We start from the raw sequence: 26388 nt of genomic DNA, 5'->3' as shown, positions 1-26388 counted from the left end.
GCGACGCCGCACAACCGGCGTTACGCTCCCTTGTCCGAGTGGACCAGCCGCAGAATCCGGCTGTCGTACGGCGATTGCATGACTTCCGCAATCCGGATTTCGGCCGCCGCGGGATGCAGCGGATTCAACAGGAAGTTGTGTGCGTGCGGCACGACGACGCTCGGCACGCGCAACAATGCACTTGGTTGCGTGTGCAACCATTCCGTGCCGGCGCTGCGGGTCCAGTCGACGTCATCGCGCCAGTCGGCCGGCGCATCGCCTTCCGCGATCTCGGCAACGTCCACCGATTCGGGCACTTCGATACGAAGCAACTGGTATCCGGTAGGCAATTGCGCGACGGTGGCGATTTCGAAATGCACCAGCGTTTCGAGCAGTGCGAGCGCCGGATGCTCGGCGAGATAGACGACCGGCTGCCCGGCAAAATGCCAGCGCCCGCCGGCCCGCAATCCGCCAACGCCTTTCAGGTCCGCGTAATTGCTGATCCGCCACAGCGTCGTCAAGCGAAGTACCCCTCGTCGATCTGCGTGAGCGCCTCTTCGACCAGTCGCGCGCCGTGCTCCGTGCTCGACATGTCGAGCGACGTGCGCCCGCCGAAACGCTGGAGCCCGTTGCGCAGCCATGCCATCGCCTTGTCCTGGTCGCCGAACGTGGCCGTCGCTTGCGCAACGATGCGTGCGAGCCGGATCGCCTTGTCGGATTCCTCCGGCGACAGGCGCTCGTGCGCCTGACGGCGATGACTCAACGTGCGGCGCGGGATGATGAAGGCGAGCTCGTCCGACTTGAGTCCGCGCTCCGACAGCCGGTCGATCACCGCGACGTCGACACGCGCACTCGCCAGCTCGGCGAGATCGGCACCCGAGCGCACCCGGATCGCGAGCAGCTGCTCGAGGATCGTGAATTCGGCCTGGCGCGGATGCGCGACGCCCGAAGGATGGAATGCGATCGTGCTCATGACTCTTCTCCGGCAATTTGCCCATTCATTATAGGCGTTTTGCCGCAAGCATGCGGATTCGGGTCGCCGAGCCCCCAAGGAGGCTCCGTCGCCGACGCCGCGAAAGCCGTTCGCGGTACGTCGCGCCGTGCCCAGACGCGTTCTCCGGCGGCCGCGAATCGCAGATTCGCCTCGGAGGCGCCCGGGCGGGCGCTCAGTATATAAAGTCAGCGGTTCACGTCACACGATTGTCACGTAACAACCCACTGTTCCTGCAAACGATCCTTGCCGAAACCGGCGCGCATCCAGGCCGTGGCCCGGAGCACGACGCGTATCGCACCGGCCGTTCCGAACCGCCGTCCTCCAGCCGGCACCGGTCAACCACCCCACGCCGATGAGCGAATCACGCTGCAGAAATTGCCCGCACGGAAATGCGGATCCTTGTCGGCCAGCACATCGGCCTTCACGTTGCCGAACGTCGTGTCCGGCTTGTGCCGGATACCGTCGTAGAAGGCCTGGATGATGTCCTCCTTGAAATGCGGCGTGCGCGGATGCGCGCGGACGATGGCCTCGCGCTCGACGTCGCTGTATTCGGGATACGCGAGGCCCAGCACGTCCATCTCGACGCCGGCCGTCACGAGCGCCACGACCGGATGCATGTGCTGCGGAATCCCGGGCGTCGTGTGCAGCGCGATAGCGGTCCATACGATGTCGATGTCCTGTTGCGAAATCCCCTTGCTCTTCAGGAAATCGCGGGCAGCGTTCGCGCCGTCCACTTCGAATCGCTCGCACGTGCTGCTGTGCCGATGCGTGAGCCCCATGTCGTGGAACATGCAGCCGCAATAAAGCAGCTCGGGATCGTAGACGAGCCCGCGGCGCTGGCCGGCCAGCGCGGCGAAGTAGTAGACGCGGCTCGAGTGATGAAACAGCAGTTCGGACTCGGTATCCCGCACGAGTTCGGTAATCTCGCGAGCCATCTGGCTGTCGGGAAGGGTGATGCCGGCAACGTTCACAGTCATGATCGACCTCCATTGAAGACAGCATCCATTCTCCGAAGCCCGGGATATGTCATCAATCGACGTATTACGACAAATCCTGCCATTTCGCGCGATCGACAGCCATCGACGCAGACACTACGAACACACGCGCGAAATGCGCCGCTGGCCGCTCGCCTCATCCCGCTGCGCGCCTATACTGCTACCGGTCATACTGGACACAGCGTCACAACACGCAACCGAACATGCCGAAGGTCGTGGGAATTTTTGCGGTGCCGGGCGTACAACTGCTCGACGTCTCCGCGCCGCTCGACGTATTCGCACAGGCGAACGCCGAATGCGGGAAGCCGTTCTATACGTTGCGAATCATTGCGAGCGAGTCGGGCCCGATCCGCACATCGTCCGGTGCGCAGTTGCTGGCCGACTGGATCGCGCCCGACATACCCGAACGCATCGATACGCTGCTCGTCGCCGGTGCGCCGGGTGCGAGCCGGATCGCACTGCGAACCGACGTTCTCGCATGGCTGCGATCGGCGGCCGTGCAAAGCAAGCGGTATGGCTCGATCTGCACCGGCGCATTCATCCTCGCGGCGACCGGCCTGCTGAAAGGACGACGCCTGACCACGCACTGGGCCGCCGCCGACACACTCGCCCAAGCGTATCCGTCGCTCACGGTCGAGGCCGACGCGCTGTACGTGCGCGACGGCAAGCTGCGCACCGGGGCCGGTGTTACGGCCGGCCTCGATCTCGCGCTCGCGCTGGTCGAGGAAGATCTCGGCCGCGAAATCGCGCGGCGCGTCGCCGCGCAGCTCGTCATGTTCTTCAAGCGTCCGGGCGGACAGCTCCAGTTCAGCCGCAGCGGCGAAGCACGGCCGGCCGGGCGCTCGGTGCTGCAGGAAGTCCAGCGCTGGGTCGCGAACCATCCCGAACTCGAGCACTCGGTAGCGGGACTGGCGAAGCACGCGGGCATGAGCCCACGCCACTTCGCGCGACTCTTCCGTGCGGAGGTCGGCATGACGCCGGCCGCATGGGTCGAGGCGACACGCATCTCGGCGGCCCGGCAGCTGCTCGAAAGCGGACATCACACGCCGAAGCAGGTCGCCGCGAAATGCGGCTTCGCGAACGTCGATACGCTCAGAAGGTCGTTTGCGAGACATGTCGGGATCACGCCAGCCGAATACCGGAAACGGCAGGCAGTCGTCGGCGAGTGATGCGATGCGCGCGGCGACGCGGCGCAAAAATTCCCGTCGATGCGTGGACGAGACGGTCGCCATGAAGTTCAAAAGCCATGGAGCGAGCGCGTTTCAAGTTCGCCCCAAAATGCTTCGTTATTCGATTCAATCGGGTTCTGCCGCGATTCGAATCGGCATGCGCCGGATACGCGCGCACTTCTCTCGCGCACTTTTCTCGCGCGATTGATCGTCAACTCCCGATCGTCGAATCGGCGCCGGTATGCCGCGCGAATCGGCGGTATCCGCGACACCCGCCCGCCGCACCTGGAATCATCGGACGAAATGGCGCTTCGGCTCGAATCGTTTACTCAGTTGCAACAATTATTCGTCGGAACGCGTATTTCCGGCCGGTATCGCGATCGCTACGATGCAATCAACCGCTCGACGCGACAAGCGAAGCGCGAAGTCTACGAAAACCGGAGGTCACCATGAAGTCGTTCATCTACGCAGTCGCCGCTGCCACCGCGCTCACCGCATCCGCCGGCGCATTCGCCCAGTCGAACCCGTCGGGCCAGCTCACGCGTGCCCAGGTCCGCGCAGAACTCGTTCAGCTGGAACAGGCCGGTTACAAGCCGGAAGTGTCGGACGCGCACTACCCGAATGCACTGCAGACCGCGCAGGCGCGCGTCACGAACAACGACGCAACGGGTTACGGCGTCCAGGCCGCCGCCGGCGTGCGTGGCGGCCGCGCGATCGCGGTCAAGCAGAACGCACGCGACTCGGTCTATTTCGGCCAGTAAGACGACGCCCCACGGCGCGTACCTCGATACGCCCGCTGTCGCCGACGAAACACCCCGCTCCCGGTCATCGGGGCGGGGTGTTTCGTTTGCGGCGCCGGTGACATGCGCGCCGAACGATGCGCGGCGCACGGTCGTGCAACACGCGATCGGCGCGGCCCGGCGCCGTTCGCGCAGCGCGCCGGCGTTTGCGCATAGAATGGCCGCGTGGTCGGCGCCGGCCGAAGCGAACGCGAGAGAAACCTCGAGTCACCGGGCATACCGCACTCGCTGGCCGACCCGATGCCGCACTCATCGCATTTTTCGAAAAGGAGCGGTTTCATGTCTCAAACATCCGGTTCCATGATCACGTTTCGCCGCCCCGACGGGCAGGAACTGCAGGGCTACCTCGCGACGCCAGAAAAGACCGAAGGCGCGCCCGCGGTCGTCGTCATCCAGGAATGGTGGGGCCTGAATGACCAGATTCGCGGCGTCGCCGATCGCCTCGCGCGCTGCGGCTACTTCGCGCTCGTGCCCGATCTGTATCGCGGCAAGTCGACGGTCGAGGAGGAAGAGGCACACCATCTGATGACCGGCCTCGATTTCGGCGATGCCGCATCGCAGGACATTCCCGGCGCCGTGCAATATCTGAAGACACGCGCATCGCGCGTCGCGGTCACCGGCTTCTGCATGGGCGGCGCACTCACGCTGCTGTCGCTGCAGTTCGCCGACGCGGATGCCGGCGTCACGTGGTACGGCTTCCCTCCGCTCGACTACCTCGATCCGTCGAAGATCAAGGTGCCGCTGATGGGGCACTGGGGTACGCAGGATGCGTTCTTCGCGATCGATCAGGTCGATGCGCTGGAGAAGAAGCTGACCGACGCGAAGGTCGGCATCGAGTTCCACCGCTATCTCGCGCATCATGCGTTCGCGAACGAAACGGCTGTCGGCGCGGGCCGCATCGCCGGCACGCAGTTCGATCCGGTGTGGTCGCAGATCGCGTGGGATCGCACGCTCACGTTCTTCGGGCGTACGCTCTGGAACAAGCAGCAGTAACACCGCCGCGCAATCACGGTTGCCGTGCGATGTCGCACGGCAATCGAAACGCCACGGACATGCATCCGTGGCGTTTTGTCGTTTACCGGTAGCGAATGGTCCGCTACGCGAGCGCCGGCGGCGCTGCCTGGCTGACGTCGACGCGTTTGGGCAGGATGCCGGCCCGATAGAACACGTCGGCGATGCGCTGCTGGTACGCGAGCGTCTCGCGCGTCACGGGTTCGACACCGAAGCGCGCACGACGGAATGCGAGCGCCACGGCCGGCTCCGGAATGCCCCACAGCTTCGAGAACTCGGCCGCGCCTTGCGCGCGGTTCGCGTCGAGCCATCGCTGGATCGTCGCCAGTTCGGACACGGTCGCGCCCAGCACGTCGGCATTGTGCTGCGCATAGGTGCGCGATGCGAAGTAGTAGCTGCGATTCTCGACGAGCCCGGTGCCGTCCGCGACGATGCGAGCGCCCAAGGTCTGCTGGACGACCGCAAGATACGGATCCCAGATGATCCATGCATCGACCGAGCGATTCTCGAATGCCGCACGCGCGTCGGACGGCGCCAGCCAGACCGGCCTGACGTCCGCATAGTCGAGCTTCGCCGCCTGCAGCAAACGCACCAGCAGGAAGTGCGTGTTCGATCCCTTCACCAATGCGATGCGCTTGCCGCGCAGATCCGCGAACGTCTTGACCGGCGAATCCTTCGCGACGACCACCGCCTCGGTCGCGGGTCCGGCCGGCGTCTGCGCGTAATAGACGAGCGGCGCGCCTGCCGCCAGCGCGAAGATCGGCGGTGCCTCGCCGACATCGCCGAAGTCGATCGACCCGGCGTTGAGCGCCTCGAGCTGCGGCGGCCCCGACGGGAACTCCGTCCACGTGACGTTCACGCCCAGGGTCGCGAGCCTCGTCTGCAGCGTGCCTCTCGCTTTCAGCAGGCTGAGCGGCCCCTTCTGGTAGCCGATGCGCAGCGTGCGCGCACCTGCCGTATCGGCAAGCGCGAAGCGCGGCTGGGCAGCGCCCGCCGCGAGCGCCAGACCGGCCTGAAGAAGCCGGCGGCGGGATCGGGATAGTCGGTCTGACATGGTGTCCTGTATTCGATGGGAAGCGCGCCGACGAGCACGGTGGCGCGTGTCGAACCGATTCTAGGGCGTCGACGCTTCGCACCGAACCAACGATGTCCGATATCGAAAGCAGGGGTTTTCATAACGCATGCATCGGGCGATGCAAACGATCGGAGACGTCGCGTCGACGCGGCCCCCCATCAACTTCGCAATACGAAGCATTCGGCACGCGGCCACGCCGGTTCGTCAACGACAGGACGTGCGTCGCGCCATTCGGCCCGGCACACGCGCCCGTCTTCGCTCAGGACGTGCAGGAACCGCGCAGCGCGGCTTCATCGGCGGACAGCATTTCGGGCACGCATTCCCGCAGGAAATCGACGAACGTACGGATCTTCGCATCGAGATACTGGCGCGACGCGTACAGCGTGTAGACCGTCAGCTTCTGCAAACGATACTCGGGCAATACGCGAACCAGTGCACCGCTCGCGAGTGCGGGCACCGCGCTCGACATCGGCAACGAGCCGATTCCGAGGCCGGCGCGCAGCGCGGCGCCGAGTGCATCGGCGATGTTGACCTGAAAATCGGGCAGCGGCAGTTCGAATGTCTCGCGACCGTTGGGACCGTCGAGATGCCAGCGGTCGCGCGGAAATATCGGCGTGACGATCTGCAGGCACGAATGCGCTTCGAGATCGCGCACGGTGCGTGGCGTGCCGCGCTCGTTCAGATAGGCGGGCGACGCGCACAGCACGCTGTGCACGTCACCGAGACGCTGCGATACCAGTCCGGAATCGGGCAGCTCCGTCGTGCTCAGTTGCAGCGACACGTCGTAGCCTTCGTCGATGATGTCCGGCACGTGCTGCGACAGCGTGAGCTCGACCGCCACCGACGGGTAACGCTGCCGGTATCGCACGACCGCGGGCACCAGGTAGGCCTGCCCGAAACTCGTCGTCGCATGCACATGCAGGCGGCCCGACGGCTTCGCCTGCGCGTCGGCGGCCTCGGCTTCCGCTTCGTCGATATAGCCGAGAATGCGCTGGCACCGGTCGAGATAGCGCTGCCCGGCATCGGTCAATGCAATGCGGCGCGTGCTCCGGTTGAGCAGGCGCGTGCGCAGGTGGGTTTCGAGTTGCGCGACCGAACGCGATGCGTAGGCGGTGGTGATGTCCAGGCGCTGGGCCGCGCTCGTGAAGCTGCCCTCCTCCGCCACCCGGACGAAAATGCGCATCATCTGTAACGTGTCCATCGACATGTCCCCGGGATTGAAATCGCTTCGCAGCGGCGCCCGCCCCGGCACTAGCCGGTCTGGCGCGAATTGTGCGGAACAGTACCGCAGCGGTGCAGGCGTGTCCAGTTTGCCGTGTGCGCGGGCGGCGCACCGTCGTCGTGCGCGCCAACCGATGTCCCGCGGCGACCGTCAGCCGACCGGTCCAGCCCGCATCGCGGCGGCCCGCCGAGCCGGCATGGCGCGCGCAGCGGCGCGTTCAGGCCGCGCCGAACGGGTTGCTCAGCACGATCGTGTCGTCGCGCTCGGCGCCGGTCGTGATCATCGATACGGGCACGCCGGCGACCGCCTCGACCCGCGCGATGAAATCCTGCGCGGCGCGCGGCAGCGCCGCACGGTCGCGCACGCCCTTCACCGTGCCATCCCACCCGGGGAATCGCTCGTAGACCGGCTTCGCACGTGCCTGCGCATCGACGCTCGCGGGCAAATGGTCGACGCGGGCGCCGTCGAGTTCGTAGCCGACGCACAGCTCGATCGACGTGAAGCCGTCGAGCACGTCGAGCTTGGTGAGTGCGAGCGAATCGATGCCCGAGATTCGCACGGCCTGCCGCAACTGCGCGGCATCGAGCCATCCGCAGCGGCGCGGCCGCCCCGTGTTGACGCCGAACTCCTGCCCGCGCGCGCGCAGCGTTTCGCCCGTGGCGTCGGTCAGCTCGGTGAGGAACGGGCCGCCGCCGACGCGCGTCGCATACGCCTTCGTCACGCCCAGCACGTGACCGAGCTTCGCGGCACCCAGGCCCGTGCCGGCGGCGGCGGCCGATGCAACGGTGCCCGACGACGTCACGAACGGATAAGTGCCCCAGTCGATGTCGAGCATCACGGCCTGCGAGCCCTCGAACAGGATCCGCTCGCCGCGGTCGGTCGCGTCGTTCAGGTCGGCCCACACGGGACGCACGAACGGCAGAATCTGCGGCGCGATGTCGACGAGCATCGCGAGCATCGCGTCGCGCGCGCACGGCTCGAGCCCCAGGCCGAGAAACCACGCATTGTGGTGATCGACCAGCACGTCGAGCTTGTCGGCGAGCCGGCCCGGTTCGGCCAAATCGGCGACGCGCAGCCCGCGGCGACCGACCTTGTCCTCATAGGCCGGCCCGATCCCGCGCAGCGTGGTGCCGATGGGTTCGCGACGCAGACGCTCCTGCGCCTCGTCGATCGCACGGTGAATCGGCAGCACGAGCGTCGCATTCTCCGCAATCGACAGATTGTCGGGCGTGACCGACAGCCCGAGGTCCGCCATCCGGCCGATCTCGGCCAGCAGCGCCTCGGGATCGAGCGCCACGCCGTTGCCGATCACGCCGCGTTTGCCGCGCACGATGCCGCTCGGCAGCAGCGCGAGCTTGTACGTCTTGTTGCCGACCACCAGCGTATGGCCCGCGTTGTGGCCGCCGTTGTAGCGCGCGACGAGATCGGCCTGCGCCGCCAGCCAGTCCACGACGCGCCCCTTGCCTTCGTCGCCCCATTGCGCGCCCACTACGACCACGTTCGACATGCTCCATACTCCGTGTGAGAATTTCAGACAGATATATCGGCCGCGATGGCCGTTTGTGTGCCATATTGGCTGAGCAGGATCGCCCGATCAAACGATTAAATCTGAGCAATCACGTGAGTAAAATTCACGCGAATAACGAATGGCCCGACGACTTCCCCCGTTGAACTCGCTGCGCGCGTTCGAAGCGGCCGCCCGGCTCGGCAGCTTCACGCTCGCCGCCGACGAGCTGTGCGTCACGCATGGCGCGATCAGCCGGCATGTGCAGCAACTCGAGACGTGGCTTGACCGGCCGCTGTTCGAACGGCACAACCGGCGCGTCGAGCTGACCGATGCCGGCCGCGCGTACCTCGCCGAGGTCGGCGCATCGTTCGACCGTATCGCGCTCGCCACCGTGCAGCATTTCGGTCAGGGGCAGCAGCGCGTGCTGCGCGTGAGCGCACCCGCGACGTTTTCGCTGCGCTGGCTCGTGCCGAAGCTGTCGTCGTTCCAGGTCGCCCATCCCGCGATCGAGGTCCGGCTGTCGACGTCGAACGAGCCGATCGAGAAGTTGCGCGACAAGGTCGACCTGATCGTGCGTGGCGGCCCGCAAGCCATCGACGGATATGTTGCCGAGGAATTCCTGTCCGAAGTGCGGTTGCCCGTATGCGCGCCGAAACTCCTCGAGGGCCGGCCGTTGCGCACGCCGGCCGACCTTGCCGACTTCACGCTGCTGCATGCGGCGACCTATCCCGGCATGTGGCCCGAATGGCTTGCGGCGGCCGGGCACGCGAACCTGGTGCCGCGAAACTCGCTCACGCTCGAGCACTTCTACCTGACGCTGCAAGGCGCGCTCGATGGCCTCGGCGTCGCGATGGGGCCGATCGCGCTCGTCGCGGACGACATCGCCGAGGGCCGCCTGGTGCAGCCGTTCAGCGAACCGGCGCTGCCGCCGTGGCGCTATTTCACTTATGTGGCAGCCGCGCGTGCGCAGGATGAAGCCGTGCGGGCATTCAAGGACTGGCTGAAAGCGACGGGGAATGCAGTGGCCGCGAACGCGCGGCGTTGACCATGCCGGCGACGGCGGGAACGTCGCTTGAGTGTGTGCCCGGCCTCGTTCGCGCCACGGTTCGCATGCTCATCGATTGTCGACGCAGGCATTTCACCGATATCGTTCGCATTCCGTATAAATACATGAGAAGACCGGGATATGCCGTGCGCTGTGTTTGCTCATGCAGCATGGACAGGTTTCAGCGCATGTCGCACGTGCCGCGCCAACGGCGCGAGCGAACGCATGACGATCAGATAATCGGCAATCGTCGCAGAGACCGGCACCTCGTCACCGAACAGAGGATTCCGAATCAAATAATGCGAATGTGGCGCTGCATCAGACGCGCACACGCATCGTGTTTTCACGGCACAAACGACAAACCCCGGCGCGAGGCCGGGGTTTGCCGTACGACGGGACGCTTACTGGCTTGCGCCAGCGGCTTCACCCGCCTTCTTCTGAGCGTTCTGCAGGTTCTGCGGATAGTTCGGATCGTTGGCCGCCGGCTTGTAACCAGCGTCTTCGAGCTTCTTCAGTTCGGCGGTGTTCTTCGCGCGCGCTGCCTTGTGTTCGGCTTTGCGTTTTGCCCGTGCTGCCTTGCGTGCCTCACGCTTCGCGGCTTTCGCGTCCTGGGCAGCCGGTGCGCTGGCGTCGGTCTGCGCAAACACCGGAGCTGCCGAGCCGAAGAGGAAAGCGGCTGCCGTAGCAGCCAGCGTGAGTTTTCTGATCTGGATTCGCATCGCTGAACTCTCTTTTCTGATTGATCACGGAATGAAAGTACATCGAGATACCGCCCCTGCTCCCGATCGGTCTTCATGTCGCGATCAGGGCCTTTGCATCATAACCGCGTTACGAAAAATGTGGCGCCATCGTGCAAAGATTCATGGGAATACGCATATGCGAATCGCCACGCGTCGTCGTCCGCCGCACGCGCATGAGCCTCGTCTCTTGCACGATAACGCGTCGATGCATCGCGCCTGCGGCGGTCCGACATGTCGATCGCGGCAACCGTGTGACGAACCGGATCGTTCCATCGGTCCGACGCGAGTCGTCCATGAAGACGAAGTTCGTTTCTGTGCTTCGTGTGCCGGCATCGCGCTAATGGTTTCGTCCCGGAATCGGCGCTCGCGCAACGTGATCGTCGTTCGGCGAGCCGGCGCACCGGTGGAAGCGCGGACCTGTGTGCGACGCTGTGTATTGCGTCCACTGGAACCGCGGCGTCTCCCATAAACGACCACGATTGCTTCCGTGCCAGGTGCGGCGCGTTCGTCGCAACCTCATGCGTGAATGATCGGGTAACCGGTCGCTGCACGAACGGTTACCTGTCCGGTGTCTTTCGTCACCGGTTGTGGGATGGGACGTTTACGTGCAGAGACGACTTTGCGGAATGGTGAAGGCTTCGAGCGGCATGCGTTCACGGATGCGCTCGAGGATTCCCGATGCCGTGTATGGCGAGCGCGCGTCGCGCGGCGCCATTCGGCGTCGTGCGGCGTCTTGCAGTGCGGCAGACGCGTCGATTCGTTCGCCGCTGCGCGCCCGGCTCGCGGTTTTCCGCGTCCGGCGCGCAGAACCCGCGATGACCTGCCACCGCTGCGGCACCCTTCGTCGGTGAGCTTTTACAGGATGCGTTGACGGTCAACGGTGAGAATGTTCGGGACTTGAGCAAGCATCCGATGAGGGTGAGTCTCGCTACGACACCCGGCTTACGTTCGCGGCGATGCCGAAAGTGGCGCGATTCAGCCGCCGCGGATCCGTCGTCGCTGGCACAGCCGACAGATCGCAACGCAGTTGCGGCAATTCCAAAGGTAGAAGAATGTGTGGGCGAACGGAGCAGGTCGCTGTCGGCCAGTCTCGTGCCGGCACAGCATACGGATCGGGAAATGCCGGGAGGGCTCTGTCACGGTAGTCGAAGACTTCTCTCGGGAAAACCGGCAGCGGGCACGAAAAAATCCGCTTGCGGTTTGATTCCGGAGATTTCTTGCTGTCGTGGCAGAAACCGGCGGCGATCGAACGTCGCCTCCGGAGATCGTTTTGCGCGGGTCGCGTCGACCGATGCCGGCTGCTTTGCCTGTTTTCCGTTCCCATAGCCGGGAACCTAACAATCCAAAACGCCGATTTCTTCCCATAAGTTTCTACGTTTGACGTGTTGTGAGTGGGTACTTACCTCCTCTGGAAAGCCTTGCCACGCTTGAAGCGCCCACCGCTGCAGCTCACATGCGCGGTCACCTATAGGGCTGAAGCCTGGACGATTGCGCATGCGACTCGCAGGAGGATGGCTTGGGTAGCGGTTTATGGGGGTTGCTTTTCTGCACAGGCACACGTGTGTTTACATCTTTGGTAAACCACGTTTACTTCTTTAACTACTTTTAGCAGGCTCACAGCCTTGTCTGGCAAGGGTTTGACGGGTGTTCGGTACCCATTTATGGGAGCACAGGCGGACGAGTATGGGGCTTCAGGTCTGTGGATTTGGGGAATCGGGTACCGCGTTGTGGGAAACAGGGGTTGTGGATATGGGGCACGCGTAGCCTGTTATGGGAATCCGGGTCAAAAACGCTTCAGGTAGCCGTTTGTGGGGCACTGTATGGGTAGCCGGTTATGGGGCTTCGTCGCTGGGTCTTTTACCGCTTTGCCGCCTCGCGGTTTGTGTGAGGTTACCTTTTATGGGGCGGATTTTAAGGTAGCCGTTTATGGGGCTCTACCTGCGCGGCCGGTCTGACTTTGCCGGGCTTGGGGGACGAGGTATCCCACAAACAGGATCGTTGTGGGTGAAAGGTTACCTTCTATGGGGAGATCTGTAGGTAGTCATCCATGGGAGCAATTTCGCCGGCCGGGTCCGACATGTCGACAAATCAGGCGGCCCGCGAATTTCCACAGGTACCCGTCCATGGGAAGCGTCAAAGGTACCGCGTTATGGGAGCAATGCGGATCGTGTTGCACGGCACCAAGAACGGGGCGGGCAGATCCTGTTCCACCGAATTCTGTCCCATGGACGGGTACCTAAAACTAGGCAAGTCTCGTGCCGGATTCCGCAGCTGCATCGCACAGGTAGCAGGATTTGGGAGCGTTTTTGGCGGAAAGGTATATGGATATGGGATGTCATCGTGCCGATGAAACGGCCAATTTCCGTTTCATTACAAGGCTTTATCGAAGACAGTGAAAGTAATGCTGGAGAAACACACGTTGCTCAGCGGCCCGAAAAGGTATAAAGTCCGCCATCAATAAGGTCACCTTCACCGGACAACACGATGCCGCGCAAGCCCGCAATCAAAGGCTCCGACAAGCAGGTTTCGCTATTTCAGACGCCCGAGCCTCCCGATCTGCTGCGCAAGGCGGTCCAGGCAATTCATATCGCTCCGAAGTCCGGAAAGATCGGCCTGCAGCAGCGCAAGATGTTCAGCTCGCTGATCAAGAACGCCCTTCGTCAGGAAGCGTTCGAACCCGGCCGCACGAGCTTCTCGATCTCGATCGCTGCGCTGTCGCACGAGAGCGGGTTGAACAGCAACAACACCAAGTACGTGAAAGACACGGTCAACTCGCTGATCAGTACCGTCGTCAACTGGGACTACCTGGCCGCCGACCGCTCGACGGTGTGGAAGGCGTCCGGCCTGCTCGCGGGCGCCGAGCTCGAGCAATCGGTGCTGAAGTACAGCTTCTCCGACCAGATTCGCAGCGAGCTGCTCAATCCGGAGATCTATGCGTTGATCGATATGCGGATTGCGCGCGAGTTTCGCCGTTCGCACTCGCTGGCCTTGTGGGAAAACACGGTGCGCTACGAGGGGATCGGCATCACCGCGAAGATTCCGCTGCCGAAATTCCGGGATCTGATTCTCGGCCAGGACAAGGCATCGCAGTCGTACAAGGAATACAAGCTCTTCAAGAGCAAGGTCCTGGTGCCGTGCATTCAGGAGGTGAACGAAGTTTCCGACCATACGCTCGAGCTGATCGAACACAAGTCAGGTCGCAGCGTCGAGGCCGTCCAGTTCAAGGTGACGCGCAAGCAGAGCGCCGATACCGTCGAGGAAGGGGACGTCAAGAACGAGGCGCTGATCGACGAGGTCGCCAAGTTCGGGATCCCGCGTTCGGAAGCGCGCCGTTTGATCACGCAGTATGGTGTCCAGCGGATCAAGGCCGCGATCGCCTATACGCTCAATCGGACTACGAAGAAGAACGCGGCACCCGTCGACAACGTGGCCGCGTATTTCCGCAAGGCGCTCACGCACGGCTACACGCTGGCCGATGGGCAGGGGACCGAAACGGCTGCGCCGGCGAAAGAATCTGCGCAGAGCAAGCAGGAACAGATTCGCGACAAATACCTGGCCGCGAAGGTCGACGAAGCCGGTGCGTATTTCCGCGAGCTCGAGATCGACGATCAGACCAAGCTGATCGAGCGCTACAACGAGACGGTGGCGGGATCGAAGGATCTGACGCTGTCGCCGAAGAAGAAGGCGAGCAAGCTCGCGCAAACCAGTTTCTTCCGGTGGCTGGCGCTCGACACCTGGGGCGAGCCGACTTCGGACGACTTGCTGGAATTCCTGCTGAAAAGCAGTCTCGCGACGAACTGAAGAACTGAACGAAGGCCTCGCAGCTTCGCATGAACCGTGCACCGGGATTCTTCCGGCTGTCCCGGTGCCATGCCGGTGCGAGGCCTTTGCTTCGGCCGCTACTTTTGCGCGCAGGCCGCCAGTTCCGCGACGTACGCGTCGATCACCGTCTTGAGCCGGTCGGCGAGCGCTTCCTGCTGCGAGGCGTCGACCCCCTTCAGTTGCAGATCCAGACGCCCGTCCGGATAGGTCTTCAGTTGACCGATCGCGCGCGATTCCAGCGCAAAATCGTGGCGGACGCTGTAACGCGTGCGCCCCGACTTCTTGTTGCCGTCGCTCTGCGCGCGCAGGAAATTTTCGAGGTCGCGCACCGACTTTTTCCGGTCGATCACTGCCGTGAGCAGACGGTCGGCAGCCGGTTCGCCCAGGCGCTCGAAGATCAGCTTCAGGAAGTACGCCGCCTGCAGGCCGACCACGTCGTTCGCGCCGGCCATCCGTTCGAGCAGCGTGTTCGGCAACGCGTTCAGCGACAGCGTCTTGCTGATCGATGCCTTGTCCTTGCCGATCTTTTCCGCGAGCGTGTTCTGATCCGGAAACACCTTTTCGTCGAGCAGGCGCTTCCATGCGACGGCATCGTCGAAGATGGTCTGGCGTTCGTGGTCGTGGTTCGCACGATACGCGATCGTATAGAGTTGCTCGGGCGTATGGTCCGTGCGGAACGTCGCGTTGATCGTCTCGTCGCCGTTGATGCTCGTCGCGCGCAAGCGGCGCTGCCCGTCGATCACCACGAGCTTGCCGGGGAATTCCGGGAGCCGCGTAACCTTGATCGGCTCGATCTGCCCTTCCCGCTTCAACGTCAGCGCGAGCTCGTGCAGGCTCGATTCCGAGTAGAACACGCGCGGGTTGAACGGGTTCGGGATGCAGTCCTTCACCGCGACCTTTTGCGGTGCGCCGAGATCGGGCGCGTCCGCAGGCGCGGCAGTGGCAATGGGCGCTGCGGCGTCGACCGCCGGGTTCGACACCGGCGTCGGGTCGGGCAAGCGTGTTTCCAGCGCCGCGTTTTCCTGCGCGAGCCCGCGCAGCAGGCCGGCAGCGAGATGGAGGTTGCCGGTGGGCTTCTTCTCTTTCGATGTGTCCTTAGCCATGTGCGGCTGCTCCGGTGGCGCGCGTCGACGCGATGTATTGGGCCATTTCGGTAACCAGTCTCTCGATTTCCGCACGGGCTTCCTTCAGCCCCTTCAGGTACCGGTTGTGATGATGGATCGTGGTGCCGAGGGCGAAGGTCTGTCGATAGACCTCGCGCTGCGCGATCTGGCTGTCCAGCAGATGCTCCCCTATTTCTTCAGCCTTTAAAATTTTTAAAATTTCTTCTCGCATTTTAGTTTTTCCATTGACGCTATTCAGCATCAGCGCGGAAGACAAATTAGGGTTACGGACTGCGCGCATCGATTCGATCATGCGAATCATCGCGACGGTGCTGTACAGATCGGCCGGAGACGGCGACAGCGGCACGAGGCAGAAATCGGCGACTTCGAGCACGGACGCGATGCGCGGGTCTTCGAGGTTGCCCGGGCAGTCGACGACGATCACATCGAAATTCGCATCCTGTTTCTTGATTTCGCCGCCGATACCGCGCCCTGCGGGGGCGAGCGACAGCACCGTCATCGGGAGCGTATTTTCGCCGCTCGTGACCCATCTCACTGAAGTGCCTTGAGGGTCGGCATCGATCAACGCGACCTTGTTGCCGCCCGCCTCAAAGGCCGCGGCGATATTGACGGAGATGGTCGTCTTTCCAGTACCACCTTTTTGATTGCTGACGGCGATCTTGAAAGCCATTAATTTCTCCAAGGAGTTTTGCGTAATATAAGTAGTTATTGCGAGAAAGTCCAGAAAAGTGTTATGAAGCTGTCGATCTTTTGCTCGATCTTGTTGTCACGTGACAAGTCGGCCAAATGGCGGGCAGGTAATCCCGGCCCTGAAACAGAACGAGAAATAAAATCGAACGGCAAAAATCGTGTTCGCGGGGCGGTTTTGCATTGAGGGCCGATACCGTGTCGCCAACTGACGCGTACAGCGTTTCTGCCAAATATGGTTTCTTACTGCGCTCGAAATTCCTGATGACTTGATCGCGACCTGGGAGTCGGACGACGATCGCATGCGCTGTTGTCACGTGACAAATTGGAGTGACTCGGGCGAGGTACGGCCGTGCGCACTGCGAAACCACTCCGATTCGACGGGACCCCGGATTGCAGGGATTTTTATATCCTCATCGCTGGAGTCGCGGGTACAGTAACCTCGTGCTTGTATGACGGTACGCTGGTGCTGGTGCTGGTGCTGGTGCTCGTGCTCGTGCTCGGGATGAGGCGCGCTCCGCGCGAATGGTCGCGACTGTCTCTGGCACACAACAGACCGCTTGCCTCTAAAGGTCGCGCCGCGCGTTCATAGTCGCCTCCACGTCATGGTCACGATCGGGGCGGACAACGCACACTATTTCTCGAAGTCACGTAGCGACATAGTCGCGTTCGCGCGACGGAGACCGGTCAGTTGTCACGTAACAACCTGTCGCAGAACCGCTGCTGAATCGTCTTCTCCGTAGCCTGGCTACTACAGGGGGGGCCGAAGGCACACGTCCAAAACGCTCGAACGCGTTGCATTGGCGGTTGCTTCCGCAGCTCGAACGGTTGTCACGTGACAACCGCTCAGGTTCAGGCCGGAGTGACCGGCTACATAGGGTATGCGGATTGGAAATTGAGGGGCAGACGCGGCCCCATTGGATAATGCGGCTTTCGGATGCGAGTGCGCGCGTACGACCCCATTCGTTCCGCAGGGGTATGCGCTTCTCTAAGCGAGGCGGCATACGGGGAAATCCGTCAGAAACAGTGATGCGACCCCAATAAAATGTGGCGGTTGGGTGCCGTACGCTAATGTCAGTGGGAAGGGAAGGGCAAGATTGTGAGCGCGTTCCCGGCACGGCAGTCGCTCAACAGTCTTCCGCGACGGCATTCCGCGATGTAACTCGGCCCAAGCGGCGACATCTGGTGGCGCGTCGCATCGTGGCTCACCTCAAAGCGCCGTGAATACGAAGGGTCGTGAAACAATCCAGAAAAACCGAGCTTCTCCGTAAACCCTTGTGCGGCAAAGGGTTGCGCGGTTTTCTTCATGTTGTTTCACGCAAAATCGACGTCGCGATCCGAGAAAATAGGGGCGCATGGACTTTCCACGCGCAATCGCATCGGGACAATGCTTGCCGCCGTCAATCCGTATCGATATAAACGTATTTCGTAGTATTTGATACTGTCGCGCCCAAATCGACAGTGGCCGGCGTAGCAATGCGCTAACTTAACCGACCAGTCCTCAATAGTTGCCCCGTCGATCGCAGTTGTCACGTGACAACGAGCGCAACACCCGGGCAGCAAGATAAGCCCCAACGGGGCCTCGAACGGGAGAACCGCGTTTTGCCGAGATGGAAGGGTACTTCCGGCGGTATTAAACGAAGATGATTCCGCGGCGGATCCAGAGGGACCGCTGCTGAAATCCTGGCTCAGCGTCTCACTGAGAAATCGGGAATTTGCGGAATCCGAGTAGGAGAGAATGAAGCGCACTGCCGCTGTTAACGCCTAATGTCCAGCGGCGACGGAGTTTCAGCTGATCACCAACCAGCGTATCCGCCGCGCGGCAACGCATCGCGACGAAAAACCAAATCAGCAGCGCCGCGTCCTCCCGCTCGGAAATCGCGGCGCTTGCAAACCGAACATAGCGCGGGTTACCGGTTGGCTTGAGTCGCACACGGCCGCCACCGTCGCGTCTGCGCCCCCGGCGCCTTTGCCTGCTCATCCACTGCTCGCCACCACCGCTCACCTCGGTGCGGCGCATTCAAATCGAGCCGCTCTCCCATTCTGGGCGTCGACAATCCGACGCCGCGTGCCATTGCCAACGCGGTGACGCGCTCGAACGGTTCTTGCCAACGATGCATCGCGAGATCGAACGTGCCGTTGTGAATCGGTATCAGTGTGCGGCCGCGAAGGTCGATATGTGCCTGCACCGTTTCGTCCGGCTGCATGTGCACGTACGGCCATTGCGGGTCGTATGCGCCGGTCTCGATCAGCGTCACGTCGAACGGCCCAAGACGCTCGCCGATTGTCCGGAAGCCGTCGAAGTAGCCCGTGTCGCCGCTGAAGAAAACGCGCAGCGCGTCATCGGCGATCACCCACGATGCCCATAACGTGCTGTTGCCGTCAAACAAGCTGCGCCCCGAGAAATGCTGCGCGGGAGTTGCGGTCAGCGCGAGCCCGTCGACGTCGATGCTCTGCCACCAGTCGAGCTGGCGAACCTTTTTCGCGTCGATGCCCCATTCGATCAGGCGGTCGCCGACACCGAGCGGCGTGATGAACAGGCTCGTGGTGGCGGCCAATGCGACCAGCGTGTCGCGATCGAGGTGATCGTAATGATCGTGCGACAGGATCACCGCGCGCAACGGCGGCAGATTCTCGAGCGAAATCGGCGGAGCATGGAAGCGTTTGGGGCCAATGCGCCGGAACGGCGACGCGCGTTCGGCAAATACGGGATCGGTTAGCCAGAACTCGCCGCGCAGCTTCATCAGCAGCGTCGAATGCCCAAGGCGGTAAAGACTGCGATCGGGCGCCTCGTCGAGTTGCTCGCGGGTCAGCGAATCGACGGGCAGCCGGCCCGTCGGAACCGTATTGCGCGGCTTGTTGAAGAGTATGTTCCACGCAATGCCGAGCGTTTTGCCGAGGCCTTCGGCCGGCCGCGGTGCAACGTTGCTGAAGCGTTCGCCGTTGTGTTGCGGCGAGCCGGCAGACAACGCGCGACCGCGTCTGGCAGCAGCGAACCCCAGCATGCGGTGAAGAAAAACGAGAGGCGAACCCATGTCGAATCATCCGGAAATAAAAGTACACCGATCAGTGTAGTTTATCCCTGGGAAAAGTAAACTCGGCGGTGTAAAATTTTTTGAATGAAGACGAGCACGACTCCGCAGCGTTTGACCGATCGAAAGCGCGCAGCAATCATCGAGGCAGCGATCGAGGAATTTCTCGCAGCCGGCTACGACGCGACCAGCATGGATCGCATCGCCGCGCGCGCGGACGTGTCGAAACGCACGGTCTATAACCACTTCCCGGGCAAGGAAGCCTTGTTCGCGGCGATTCTGCATCAGCTGTGGGACGCGACGCTCACGGCCGGCGCACCGGCCTACCGTGCCGACGTGCCGCTGCGCGATCAATTGCTGGCATTGCTAGGCCGCAAATTGCGGCTGCTGAACGATGAAGCGTTTCTTGCACTCGCACGCGTCGCGATCGGCGCGGCCATCCATTCGCCGGAACGCGCGCGCGACATGGTCGAGCGCATGGGCGAGCGCGAAGAAGACGTGACGGTCTGGATTCGTGCGGCCGCAGCGGCTGGCCGGCTGTCTGCCCCGGATCCCGTTTTCGCAGCGCATCAACTGCATGGGATGGTGAAAGCCTTCGCGTTCTGGCCGCAGGTGACGATGGGGCAGCCGCCGCTCGGCGCCCAGGAACAGCAGAAGGTCGCGGAAACGGCCGCCGACATGTTTCTTGCGTATTACGCGCGTCGCGACGATGCGGGTGCGTCGGTTACGGAGCGCAACTGATCGTGCGTGGGCCAGAGCGCGCAGCGGAGCGAGCCCGCGCCGATTCAATTCGATATCCGCGCTCCATCCGTCACATCGAAGAAAGCGCCATTCGACGATCGGCGAATCCGCGTCACGCGTACATTGTCGGTATAGCGCGTCCGCGCCGAACGGGCGCGGGCGGCAGCCGACCATGAAACGGAAAGCGAGCGAACACCGATGAAGACGCTGTTGATCGTCTATCACACGATGACCGGCGGTACGCGGCAGATGGCCGAAGCAGCCGCGGATGCTGCCCGCGAGCAACCCGGCGTCGACGTCAGATTGCAGCGTGCGGATGCAACGAGCGCCGATGACGTGCTTGCCGCCGACGCGTATCTGTTCGCGACGCCGGAGAATCTCGCCGCGATGTCGGGATTGATGAAGGATTTCTTCGATCGCTGTTACTACGCGGCGCTCGATCGCGTGAACGGCAGGCCGTATGCGGCGATGATCTGCGCGGGCAGCGACGGGCAGAACGCGTTGCGCCAGATCGACCGGATCGCGACCGGATGGCGGCTCAGGAACGTGGCGCCGGGACTGATCGTCTGCACGCATGCGCAGACACCGGACCGTATCCTCGCGCCAAAGACGATCGACAGCGAGGATCTCGCGCGCTGCGCGGAAATCGGCGCCGGTCTTGCCGCGGGCCTTGCGCTCGGCGTGTTCTGATTCCGGGCGTTCAAGCCGGGCCGCAGCGACGCCGACATCCGCCGCGCGACCGTAGCCGCCGCCGCGCAAGCCGGCCGCTCGTATGCCGATACCCTACGCGTCCTTTGCAGGCACGGCCGGCCGATGGTATTCCGGCCACAGCGCTTTCACGAGGTCGCGCGAAGCGCCATACGCGTGGCAACTGTCGATCTTGCGCGGTTTTCCGTCGCCGTCGCGCTCGTTCAGCGACGACGGACGAATGCCGACCATCGTCTGATAGGCCGCGGTCGCGATCGGGGCCAGGATTTCCTTCAGATGCGTGCACGTGTCGCAGGACGGCAGGCGCTTGCGGACCTCGCTATTCCAGCCGGCGCCGATACGCAGTCCCACGAGCGCCTGCAGCGTGTCGCCGCCGCCAGGACACTGCGCATAAGGATGCGACCGGATGAACGTGGATACCGCGCGCACGATCATGTCGGCGTCGAAGACCAGCGTCACGCCGAGGTCGTGAATCGGGTCCAGTGCCGCGATCGTGCGCGTGCCGCCCGGTGGTGTGAAGTCGCGCGTCTTGCGGTCGGCGAGGCAGGCCGTGACTTCGAACAGGCCGTCGCTGCGCCGGTAGCCGCGCATGTCGATCTGCCGATGATGGATCTCTTCGCGCGTAATGCCGTCGTGCGCGAGGGCGTGTCGGGGATTCATGTTTCCGCTCCGTTGGTGCAACCGGGGTCTTTATGCATTCGACGGCGATCACGCTGGCTGGCCGGCGCGTCGTGAAACCGCGCACAGCGGCATGTTGCCGACGCCGATCCGGCCATACTACGCACTTTCGCGAGTCGTCGTACGATCGAAGATCGATGCGGACGCAACTAATCTGGCGGCGGCAGCGACGGGTATCCATCGTCACGCCGCACGCTTCAAATACGAAAGCCTGCCACCGGCGCAGAACACGGATCCGCAAGTGGCGATGGTCCCCGCGCCATATTGCGTTCGTCATTTCGTACCATGGAACAGGCAGTGCCGCGCGGTCCGTCGGCGCGGCCGCGCAAGCGCGCAGTTCATCGCGATGGCGCGCGCCGGGCAGCGGACCCTGGCACCGAAGCACGAAAGCGGCGCCACCGGCACTACGTAACGCGGTGGTCGATGCCGGCCCAAAACGCCGCCATAATCCGCAACACGACCGCGCGGACGCATTAGCCGCCTTCCGGTTCCGACAAATCCGAACCGGTGAGTCAGCCGACAGCCGCGCGTACCGGTATACTTCCACTCCTGCCTTTGTCCGGCATCGTGGCCGGGTGCCCGAAACAGTGGTGGTAGCGATGCGGCCCCGCAATATTCCGCATCGGCGGCAGACCAGCCGCAGGCGATGCGGCGAAACGCCGATGTGCGGAATGACTGCACGAACCACACCTTATATTCCTGGTGGATTGAATTTATGGGTTTTGAACAACTTGCCGAATTGCGGGCGCAGCTCGCAGCCAAGGCCAAGCAGGAGCGCAACGCGAAGCGACCGGCTACGCAACCGGACGCCGGCGCAAAGCCGAAGTCGGGCGACCGGCTCTCGGGCGACCGGCCCGCTCGCGGGGCCAAATCGGGTGCCGCGGCCAAAGCGTCGTCAGGCGCCAAGCCCGCTTCGGCGAAGCCGTCGACACCGGTCGATCCGGTCATCGTCGCGATCGGCAAGCTGCAGCGCCGGTTTCCCCGCGCGTTCCCGAAGAATCCGGCGCCGAAGGTGCCGCTGAAGGTCGGGATCTGGGACGATCTCGCGCGCGAAGCGCAGGCCGTCGGCCTCAGCGAAGCCGAACTGCGTGACGCGATGTCCACGTGGTGCCGCGGCAATCGTTACTGGTCGTGTCTCGTCGAAGACGCGGTACGGGTCGATCTGCAAGGTAATGAAGCCGGGCGTGTGACGCACGACGACGCGGCACGTGCGCGCCGGCTGAAGTCGCGCCGTCCGGGCAACAAGGGCGGCGCCCAGGCGGCAAAGGGCGCACCGCAGCAGCCGAAGACCGACGCGCAGGCAGACGCCACCGCGCCGCAGCCGGCGACCGCGGAAGCATCGGCCGACGCAGTACCGCAGGCCGAGCAGCAAACGACCGCGAGCGAGTAACGCGCGATGCGTCGCCGTGCGACCGCGCGGCGACGGCCTGCATCATGGATGCAGCATCACCCTGACAGACCGGCCTGCTCCGCTCGGGGCGGGCCGGGCCTTCCTCACCTGGCGGCACCGCCGCTCGGCCATCGATCGTTCAGCATCGAATCACTCCGTCGACCCGATGATGAAAGCTCGTCGGCGGACGCGGCATGCGCAACGCATCGGTCGTGTCGCACAAGCATGGCGACGCGATAGCGAACAGGCGTAGTGTTCACGACGAAGTCACTCGCGGGCGATCGAATGATTGGCGGTCCTGATGAGTGGACGATCGAGACACTGGCCATCTTGATGGACTGCGGAAGAAACGCGCGGGCTGTCAGTTGGCGAGCCGCCACGCGCACGCGATAATCTCCCAATCGGGATCGCCGCAGCGGCACACGTTGCCGAAGTCCACGATGCAACAGACAGTTGAAAGCCGTCGCGACCTGCACACTCCGCGAAATTGAACCGCAGCGGCAAACCATACGGGCGATGCCATCGCGCGAAGCTCGCCGATCGATCGTCCGAACACCCACGGAAAAAATCAGCATCATGAACCCGAGACAGTCCGCGATTCTGGTCGCCCTTACCGCCGCTGCGCTGTTCGGCGCCGCGACGCCGCTCGCCAAGGCCCTGGTCGGTGCGATGTCCCCGTTCATGGTGGCCGGGTTGTTCTATTTCGGCAGCGGCATCGGCCTGGGAATCGGGATCCTGCTGCGCCGCTTGCGCAACCGCGGCGCCGTGGCCGACGACGCCGCACCGCTGCAACGCGCGGACTTGCCGTGGCTCGCGGGCGCGATCGCGGCCGGCGGCGTCGCGGGACCGGCGCTGCTGATGCTGGGCCTGTCCAGCACGCCCGCTGCGACGAGCGCGTTGCTGCTCAATCTCGAAGGCGTGCTGACCGCGGTCATCGCGTGGGTCGTGTTCCGCGAGAACGTGGATCTCCAGGTGTTTCTCGGCATGGTGGCGATCGTCGCCGGCGGCACGCTGCTGTCGTGGGTGCCGGGGCACGCGGGCGTGCCGGCCGGCGCGCTGCTGATCGCGGGCGCATGCCTGTGCTGGGCGATCGACAACAACCTGACCCGCAAGGTCGCCGCGAACGATGCGATGGTGATCGCGTGCGTGAAAGGCCTGGTCGCCGGGCCCGTCAATATCGGCATCGCGCTCGCGACCGGCGCGGCGATGCCCGCGGTTCCCGTCACGGCCGCCGCGATGCTGACGGGCCTCGGCGGCTACGGCATCAGCCTCGTGTTGTTCGTCGTCGCGCTGCGTCATCTGGGCAGCGCGCGCACGGGCGCCTATTTTTCGGTGGCGCCGTTGTTCGGCGTCGTGCTGTCGCTGCTGATCTGGCCGGCGCTGCCTTCCGTCACGTTCTGGATCGCTGCCGCGCTGATGGCGCTCGGTATCTGGCTCCATGTACGCGAACGGCACGAACACGAGCACACGCACGAGCAGCTCGCGCATACGCACCGGCATCGGCACGACGCGCATCATCAGCACACGCACGACTTCCCGTACGACGGCGATGAACCGCACACGCATCCGCACGTGCATCTGCCGATCACGCACAGTCACGCGCATTTCCCCGATATTCACCACCGTCATCGACACTGATCCCGCGGCGCAATGCGAGTGCCATGCACCGTGCGCATTGCGTTGCCCAGGGTAACCGTTTATGGGATGTCGTTTCGTGACCGTCGCCGCGCCGGCGTCGATCGTTGCCGGCGATCGGTCACGCGTTCAGTCATTCGTCTGGATCAACCGGATCAACGAACCGTCCGGGTCGATCAGTGCGCCGGCGAGGCCGCCCCATGCTTCGCGTTTTGGTCGATGTGCGCGCGGCCGGCCGGTCGATTGTTCGGGGATGCCGGCCGCGAGCACCTCGTCAAAAAAGGTGCCGACGTCGGCGAGCCGGAAGCAGCAGCTGAACCAGCTCGAGGCGGGGTCGAGCGCCGGATGCGGGAAGAACTCCAGCAGCAGGTCGCGTCGTCGCAGGATCATCCAGCTGTCATCGCGCCACGTTTCGACGAAGCCGAGCTTCGCGTAGAAACGTGACGTGACTTCGAAATCGCGCGACGGCAGATTCGGGCGCGCGAGGTCGGTCAAGGCGGTCTCCGTTGGGCAATGCAATCGGACGAATCCGCGAAAAGGGCGCGCCGCATGTCGCGGATGGTCGGTGAGATGCGACGTACAGCCAAGCCGTACAGGCTCCGCCGGGATTATCGTTCGGGCGGAAAGCACAACCCGAAATCCTCGCAACCCGGACATCCGGGCGCAGGCTCCGGCGGCAGGCCGCCCGAGATCGCCACTTCCTGCGCGAGGAATTTCTTCCAGCGCAACTGCGCGACATTACGCGCTGCGAGCGCGGGAAAATAGCGATCGAGCATCGCGGTGACCGTGTCGCGTCCGTCGAGGCCGAGATCGCGCCACAGGTGATCGGGGCGTAGACACGCATGCGCGATGATCGTGGCGACGCAGTCGGCATCGTCGCGGTCGACGGCCGGATGCGCATCGTGCATCAGCAGCGCGCGCAGCGTCGCGACGAAATGCGCGTGTGCAGATGCTGGCGGCGCGGTCGCCGCAGGTAGCACGAGCGTGCCCGCATCGACGGAGCGCAGATGCGGAAAGTGGCGGGCAAGGAGCGCGCGCAATCGGGCGGGAGGCAGGCCGAGCAGTGCGAGTTCGCCGCGGCAGGCACGGGCCGCGACGAGTGTGCCGAGCAGGCGCGCATCCGCGGACGCGGCATCCGCCGCTGCCGATAGCAGCATTTGCGATACGCGTTCTTGCGTGCGCTCGATCGCAGGCGTCATCGTGTACGTCCGCATTCCAGTCGAGCGCCGAGCGCTGTTTGCGGGCGCGCCGAACGATCGGGTGTCATTGCAGGCGACCGGCCGATCACTCGACGCGGACGATCACGCTCGATGCCTTGATGCGGCCGCGCCGGACGACCGGGTGTCATTGCAGGCGACTGGCCGATCACTCGACGCGGACGGTCACGCTCGATACCTTGATGCGACCGCGCCGAACGACCGGATGTCATTGCAATCGACCGGCCGATCACTCGACGCCGACGATTACGCTCGATGCCTTGAAGATCGCGGACGCGGCCTTGCCGCTCGCGAGACCGAGACGGTCGACGCTGTCGTTGGTGACGATCGCGACGATCTCGGCGCCGCTCGCGGCCTTGATGACGACTTCCGAATTGACCGCGCCCTTCGCGATCGACGACACGGTGCCCGTCACGCAATTGCGGGCCGACACCTTGCTGCTGTCGACGTCGACCATCACGATCACGGACGATGCCTTGACGAGCGCGAATGCCTTCGTGCCGGCCGCGAGGCCGAGCGCCGCGGCGCTGCCGTGCGTGATGATGGCGACGATGTCGAGGCCGTCCTGCGTGCGCAGCGTGATTTCATCGTTGACGGCGCCGGGCGTGACGGTGCCGATCTGGCCGACGAACTGATTACGGGCGCTGGTTCGCATGATGATTCTCCGGGAAGTGGGCCGTCCGGCAGGCGGCGAACGGACGATGGAAATTGCGAACGAGTGTACCGGCAATGCGGGTGAAGTGCGATGGCAGCGTCGACATACCGGACATGCGAGACCGCGCACGGTGGCACGGGCAGGCGCGGATCGTGCGCGCCA

Annotated in this window: 27 protein-coding genes; 12 read left to right on the top strand and 15 right to left on the bottom strand. The window is 63.8% G+C overall.

Annotated features, from left to right (window positions below):
- Positions 1–20: 20 nt before the first annotated feature.
- The 3 genes from Q3A80_RS29975 to Q3A80_RS29965 form a co-directional block, all read right to left on the bottom strand.
- The gene (locus Q3A80_RS29975; RefSeq protein WP_446332405.1) at positions 21–500 is read right to left on the bottom strand and encodes an RES family NAD+ phosphorylase; all 480 of its coding nucleotides are present in this window, start codon (positions 498–500) and stop codon (positions 21–23) included.
- Positions 497–952: a type II RES/Xre toxin-antitoxin system antitoxin gene (parS, locus tag Q3A80_RS29970; protein ID WP_006753033.1), complete on the bottom strand. Its 456-nt coding sequence runs from the start codon at positions 950–952 to the stop codon at positions 497–499. The genes Q3A80_RS29975 and parS overlap by 4 nt, the downstream gene beginning before the upstream one ends.
- A 356-nt stretch (positions 953–1308) precedes the next feature.
- Positions 1309–1950, bottom strand: coding sequence for an HD domain-containing protein (locus Q3A80_RS29965; protein WP_446332404.1), 642 nt, complete (start codon positions 1948–1950; stop codon positions 1309–1311).
- Positions 1951–2171: 221 nt separating this feature from the next.
- Between Q3A80_RS29965 and Q3A80_RS29960 the strand changes: the two genes are divergently transcribed.
- The 4 genes from Q3A80_RS29960 (at position 2172) to Q3A80_RS29945 (ending at position 4930) form a co-directional block, all read left to right on the top strand.
- On the top strand, positions 2172–3137 hold the full coding sequence (locus Q3A80_RS29960) for a GlxA family transcriptional regulator (protein WP_446332403.1): 966 nt from the start codon (positions 2172–2174) through the stop codon (positions 3135–3137).
- A 61-nt stretch (positions 3138–3198) separates the two neighbouring features.
- Complete coding sequence (locus Q3A80_RS29955) at positions 3199–3345, top strand: hypothetical protein (protein WP_446332402.1); 147 nt, start codon at positions 3199–3201, stop codon at positions 3343–3345.
- Between the two features lie 241 nt (positions 3346–3586).
- Entirely contained in the window at positions 3587–3898 is a 312-nt protein-coding gene (locus Q3A80_RS29950; protein ID WP_446332401.1) for a DUF4148 domain-containing protein, read from the top strand.
- Between the two features lie 318 nt (positions 3899–4216).
- Complete coding sequence (locus Q3A80_RS29945; RefSeq protein ID WP_446332400.1) at positions 4217–4930, top strand: dienelactone hydrolase family protein; 714 nt, start codon at positions 4217–4219, stop codon at positions 4928–4930.
- 103 nt (positions 4931–5033) lie between these two features.
- Here the strand turns inward: Q3A80_RS29945 and Q3A80_RS29940 are convergent, their stop codons facing one another.
- From Q3A80_RS29940 to Q3A80_RS29930, 3 genes are all read right to left on the bottom strand, one after another.
- Positions 5034–6002 carry an aliphatic sulfonate ABC transporter substrate-binding protein gene (locus Q3A80_RS29940; protein ID WP_446332399.1) on the bottom strand — a complete coding sequence of 323 codons (969 nt, stop codon included), beginning with the start codon at positions 6000–6002 and terminating at the stop codon, positions 5034–5036.
- Positions 6003–6282: 280 nt separating this feature from the next.
- On the bottom strand, positions 6283–7224 hold the full coding sequence (locus Q3A80_RS29935) for a LysR family transcriptional regulator (protein ID WP_446332398.1): 942 nt from the start codon (positions 7222–7224) through the stop codon (positions 6283–6285).
- Between the two features lie 238 nt (positions 7225–7462).
- Complete coding sequence (locus tag Q3A80_RS29930; protein WP_446332397.1) at positions 7463–8752, bottom strand: adenylosuccinate synthase; 1290 nt, start codon at positions 8750–8752, stop codon at positions 7463–7465.
- Between the two features lie 139 nt (positions 8753–8891).
- Between Q3A80_RS29930 and gcvA the strand changes: the two genes are divergently transcribed.
- On the top strand, positions 8892–9797 hold the full coding sequence (gene gcvA / locus Q3A80_RS29925; protein WP_446332396.1) for a transcriptional regulator GcvA: 906 nt from the start codon (positions 8892–8894) through the stop codon (positions 9795–9797).
- 401 nt (positions 9798–10198) lie between these two features.
- Here the strand turns inward: gcvA and Q3A80_RS29920 are convergent, their stop codons facing one another.
- Positions 10199–10516: a hypothetical protein gene (locus Q3A80_RS29920; RefSeq protein WP_057928737.1), complete on the bottom strand. Its 318-nt coding sequence runs from the start codon at positions 10514–10516 to the stop codon at positions 10199–10201.
- A 2505-nt stretch (positions 10517–13021) separates the two neighbouring features.
- On the opposite strand from Q3A80_RS29920, the gene Q3A80_RS29915 reads away from it, so the two are divergent.
- Positions 13022–14338 carry a RepB family plasmid replication initiator protein gene (locus tag Q3A80_RS29915; RefSeq protein WP_446332395.1) on the top strand — a complete coding sequence of 439 codons (1317 nt, stop codon included), beginning with the start codon at positions 13022–13024 and terminating at the stop codon, positions 14336–14338.
- Positions 14339–14436: 98 nt separating this feature from the next.
- On the opposite strand, the gene Q3A80_RS29910 is transcribed toward Q3A80_RS29915, so the two are convergent.
- Complete coding sequence (locus Q3A80_RS29910; RefSeq protein ID WP_446332394.1) at positions 14437–15462, bottom strand: ParB/RepB/Spo0J family partition protein; 1026 nt, start codon at positions 15460–15462, stop codon at positions 14437–14439.
- A complete protein-coding gene (locus Q3A80_RS29905) occupies positions 15455–16153 on the bottom strand; it encodes an AAA family ATPase (protein WP_446332393.1) in 699 nt (232 codons plus the stop codon). Before Q3A80_RS29905 ends, Q3A80_RS29910 begins: the two co-directional genes overlap by 8 nt.
- 63 nt (positions 16154–16216) lie before the next feature.
- Here Q3A80_RS29905 and Q3A80_RS29900 point away from each other — a divergent pair, with 63 nt between their 5' ends.
- Positions 16217–16357 (top strand): hypothetical protein, encoded by a 141-nt coding sequence (locus Q3A80_RS29900; protein WP_446332392.1) that lies wholly within the window; start codon positions 16217–16219, stop codon positions 16355–16357.
- A 1723-nt stretch (positions 16358–18080) separates the two neighbouring features.
- Here the strand turns inward: Q3A80_RS29900 and Q3A80_RS29895 are convergent.
- Positions 18081–19205 (bottom strand): MBL fold metallo-hydrolase, encoded by a 1125-nt coding sequence (locus Q3A80_RS29895; protein ID WP_446332391.1) that lies wholly within the window; start codon positions 19203–19205, stop codon positions 18081–18083.
- A gap of 84 nt (positions 19206–19289) precedes the next feature.
- Between Q3A80_RS29895 and Q3A80_RS29890 the strand changes: the two genes are divergently transcribed.
- The gene (locus Q3A80_RS29890; RefSeq protein ID WP_446332390.1) at positions 19290–19943 is read left to right on the top strand and encodes a TetR/AcrR family transcriptional regulator; all 654 of its coding nucleotides are present in this window, start codon (positions 19290–19292) and stop codon (positions 19941–19943) included.
- A gap of 198 nt (positions 19944–20141) precedes the next feature.
- The gene (locus tag Q3A80_RS29885; RefSeq protein WP_446332389.1) at positions 20142–20633 is read left to right on the top strand and encodes a flavodoxin family protein; all 492 of its coding nucleotides are present in this window, start codon (positions 20142–20144) and stop codon (positions 20631–20633) included.
- A gap of 93 nt (positions 20634–20726) precedes the next feature.
- Here Q3A80_RS29885 and Q3A80_RS29880 read toward each other — a convergent pair whose 3' ends face one another.
- Positions 20727–21311: a DUF2889 domain-containing protein gene (locus Q3A80_RS29880; protein WP_446332388.1), complete on the bottom strand. Its 585-nt coding sequence runs from the start codon at positions 21309–21311 to the stop codon at positions 20727–20729.
- Between Q3A80_RS29880 and Q3A80_RS29875 the strand changes: the two genes are divergently transcribed.
- The 3 genes from Q3A80_RS29875 (at position 21310) to Q3A80_RS29865 (ending at position 24357) form a co-directional block, all read left to right on the top strand.
- Positions 21310–21741 carry a hypothetical protein gene (locus Q3A80_RS29875; protein ID WP_446332387.1) on the top strand — a complete coding sequence of 144 codons (432 nt, stop codon included), beginning with the start codon at positions 21310–21312 and terminating at the stop codon, positions 21739–21741. The genes Q3A80_RS29880 and Q3A80_RS29875 overlap by 2 nt on opposite strands.
- A 303-nt stretch (positions 21742–22044) precedes the next feature.
- Entirely contained in the window at positions 22045–22719 is a 675-nt protein-coding gene (locus Q3A80_RS29870; protein WP_446332419.1) for a ProQ/FinO family protein, read from the top strand.
- Between the two features lie 576 nt (positions 22720–23295).
- Positions 23296–24357 (top strand): DMT family transporter, encoded by a 1062-nt coding sequence (locus tag Q3A80_RS29865; RefSeq protein WP_446332386.1) that lies wholly within the window; start codon positions 23296–23298, stop codon positions 24355–24357.
- 126 nt (positions 24358–24483) lie between these two features.
- On the opposite strand, the gene Q3A80_RS29860 is transcribed toward Q3A80_RS29865, so the two are convergent.
- From Q3A80_RS29860 to Q3A80_RS29845, 4 genes are all read right to left on the bottom strand, one after another.
- Entirely contained in the window at positions 24484–24849 is a 366-nt protein-coding gene (locus Q3A80_RS29860; RefSeq protein WP_446332385.1) for a bleomycin resistance protein, read from the bottom strand.
- Positions 24850–24962: 113 nt separating this feature from the next.
- Positions 24963–25553 carry a nitrogen fixation protein NifQ gene (locus Q3A80_RS29855; protein ID WP_446332384.1) on the bottom strand — a complete coding sequence of 197 codons (591 nt, stop codon included), beginning with the start codon at positions 25551–25553 and terminating at the stop codon, positions 24963–24965.
- 247 nt (positions 25554–25800) lie between these two features.
- The gene (locus tag Q3A80_RS29850) at positions 25801–26226 is read right to left on the bottom strand and encodes a TOBE domain-containing protein (protein ID WP_446332383.1); all 426 of its coding nucleotides are present in this window, start codon (positions 26224–26226) and stop codon (positions 25801–25803) included.
- Positions 26207–26388: hypothetical protein (locus Q3A80_RS29845; protein WP_446332382.1), on the bottom strand; the 182-nt coding region annotated here is incomplete at its 5' end. The genes Q3A80_RS29850 and Q3A80_RS29845, both read right to left, overlap by 20 nt.

The sequence above is a fragment of the Burkholderia sp. SR8 genome, assembly GCF_052851275.1.
The sequence above is the reverse complement of the archived record's forward strand: the minus strand, read 5'-3'. Positions and strand labels throughout refer to the sequence as shown.

Coding starts and splice junctions, on each gene's coding strand:
- parS (WP_006753033.1), bottom strand. CDS start 952: ATGAGCACGATCGCATTCCATCCTTCGGGCGTCGCGCATCCGCGCCAG.
- Q3A80_RS29965 (WP_446332404.1), bottom strand. CDS start 1,950: ATGACTGTGAACGTTGCCGGCATCACCCTTCCCGACAGCCAGATGGCT.
- Q3A80_RS29960 (WP_446332403.1), top strand. CDS start 2,172: ATGCCGAAGGTCGTGGGAATTTTTGCGGTGCCGGGCGTACAACTGCTC.
- Q3A80_RS29955 (WP_446332402.1), top strand. CDS start 3,199: ATGAAGTTCAAAAGCCATGGAGCGAGCGCGTTTCAAGTTCGCCCCAAA.
- Q3A80_RS29950 (WP_446332401.1), top strand. CDS start 3,587: ATGAAGTCGTTCATCTACGCAGTCGCCGCTGCCACCGCGCTCACCGCA.
- Q3A80_RS29945 (WP_446332400.1), top strand. CDS start 4,217: ATGTCTCAAACATCCGGTTCCATGATCACGTTTCGCCGCCCCGACGGG.
- Q3A80_RS29940 (WP_446332399.1), bottom strand. CDS start 6,002: ATGTCAGACCGACTATCCCGATCCCGCCGCCGGCTTCTTCAGGCCGGT.
- Q3A80_RS29935 (WP_446332398.1), bottom strand. CDS start 7,224: ATGGACACGTTACAGATGATGCGCATTTTCGTCCGGGTGGCGGAGGAG.
- Q3A80_RS29930 (WP_446332397.1), bottom strand. CDS start 8,752: ATGTCGAACGTGGTCGTAGTGGGCGCGCAATGGGGCGACGAAGGCAAG.
- gcvA (WP_446332396.1), top strand. CDS start 8,892: ATGGCCCGACGACTTCCCCCGTTGAACTCGCTGCGCGCGTTCGAAGCG.
- Q3A80_RS29920 (WP_057928737.1), bottom strand. CDS start 10,516: ATGCGAATCCAGATCAGAAAACTCACGCTGGCTGCTACGGCAGCCGCT.
- Q3A80_RS29915 (WP_446332395.1), top strand. CDS start 13,022: ATGCCGCGCAAGCCCGCAATCAAAGGCTCCGACAAGCAGGTTTCGCTA.
- Q3A80_RS29910 (WP_446332394.1), bottom strand. CDS start 15,462: ATGGCTAAGGACACATCGAAAGAGAAGAAGCCCACCGGCAACCTCCAT.
- Q3A80_RS29905 (WP_446332393.1), bottom strand. CDS start 16,153: ATGGCTTTCAAGATCGCCGTCAGCAATCAAAAAGGTGGTACTGGAAAG.
- Q3A80_RS29900 (WP_446332392.1), top strand. CDS start 16,217: ATGAAGCTGTCGATCTTTTGCTCGATCTTGTTGTCACGTGACAAGTCG.
- Q3A80_RS29895 (WP_446332391.1), bottom strand. CDS start 19,205: ATGGGTTCGCCTCTCGTTTTTCTTCACCGCATGCTGGGGTTCGCTGCT.
- Q3A80_RS29890 (WP_446332390.1), top strand. CDS start 19,290: ATGAAGACGAGCACGACTCCGCAGCGTTTGACCGATCGAAAGCGCGCA.
- Q3A80_RS29885 (WP_446332389.1), top strand. CDS start 20,142: ATGAAGACGCTGTTGATCGTCTATCACACGATGACCGGCGGTACGCGG.
- Q3A80_RS29875 (WP_446332387.1), top strand. CDS start 21,310: ATGTTTCCGCTCCGTTGGTGCAACCGGGGTCTTTATGCATTCGACGGC.
- Q3A80_RS29880 (WP_446332388.1), bottom strand. CDS start 21,311: ATGAATCCCCGACACGCCCTCGCGCACGACGGCATTACGCGCGAAGAG.
- Q3A80_RS29870 (WP_446332419.1), top strand. CDS start 22,045: ATGGGTTTTGAACAACTTGCCGAATTGCGGGCGCAGCTCGCAGCCAAG.
- Q3A80_RS29865 (WP_446332386.1), top strand. CDS start 23,296: ATGAACCCGAGACAGTCCGCGATTCTGGTCGCCCTTACCGCCGCTGCG.
- Q3A80_RS29855 (WP_446332384.1), bottom strand. CDS start 25,553: ATGACGCCTGCGATCGAGCGCACGCAAGAACGCGTATCGCAAATGCTG.
- Q3A80_RS29850 (WP_446332383.1), bottom strand. CDS start 26,226: ATGCGAACCAGCGCCCGTAATCAGTTCGTCGGCCAGATCGGCACCGTC.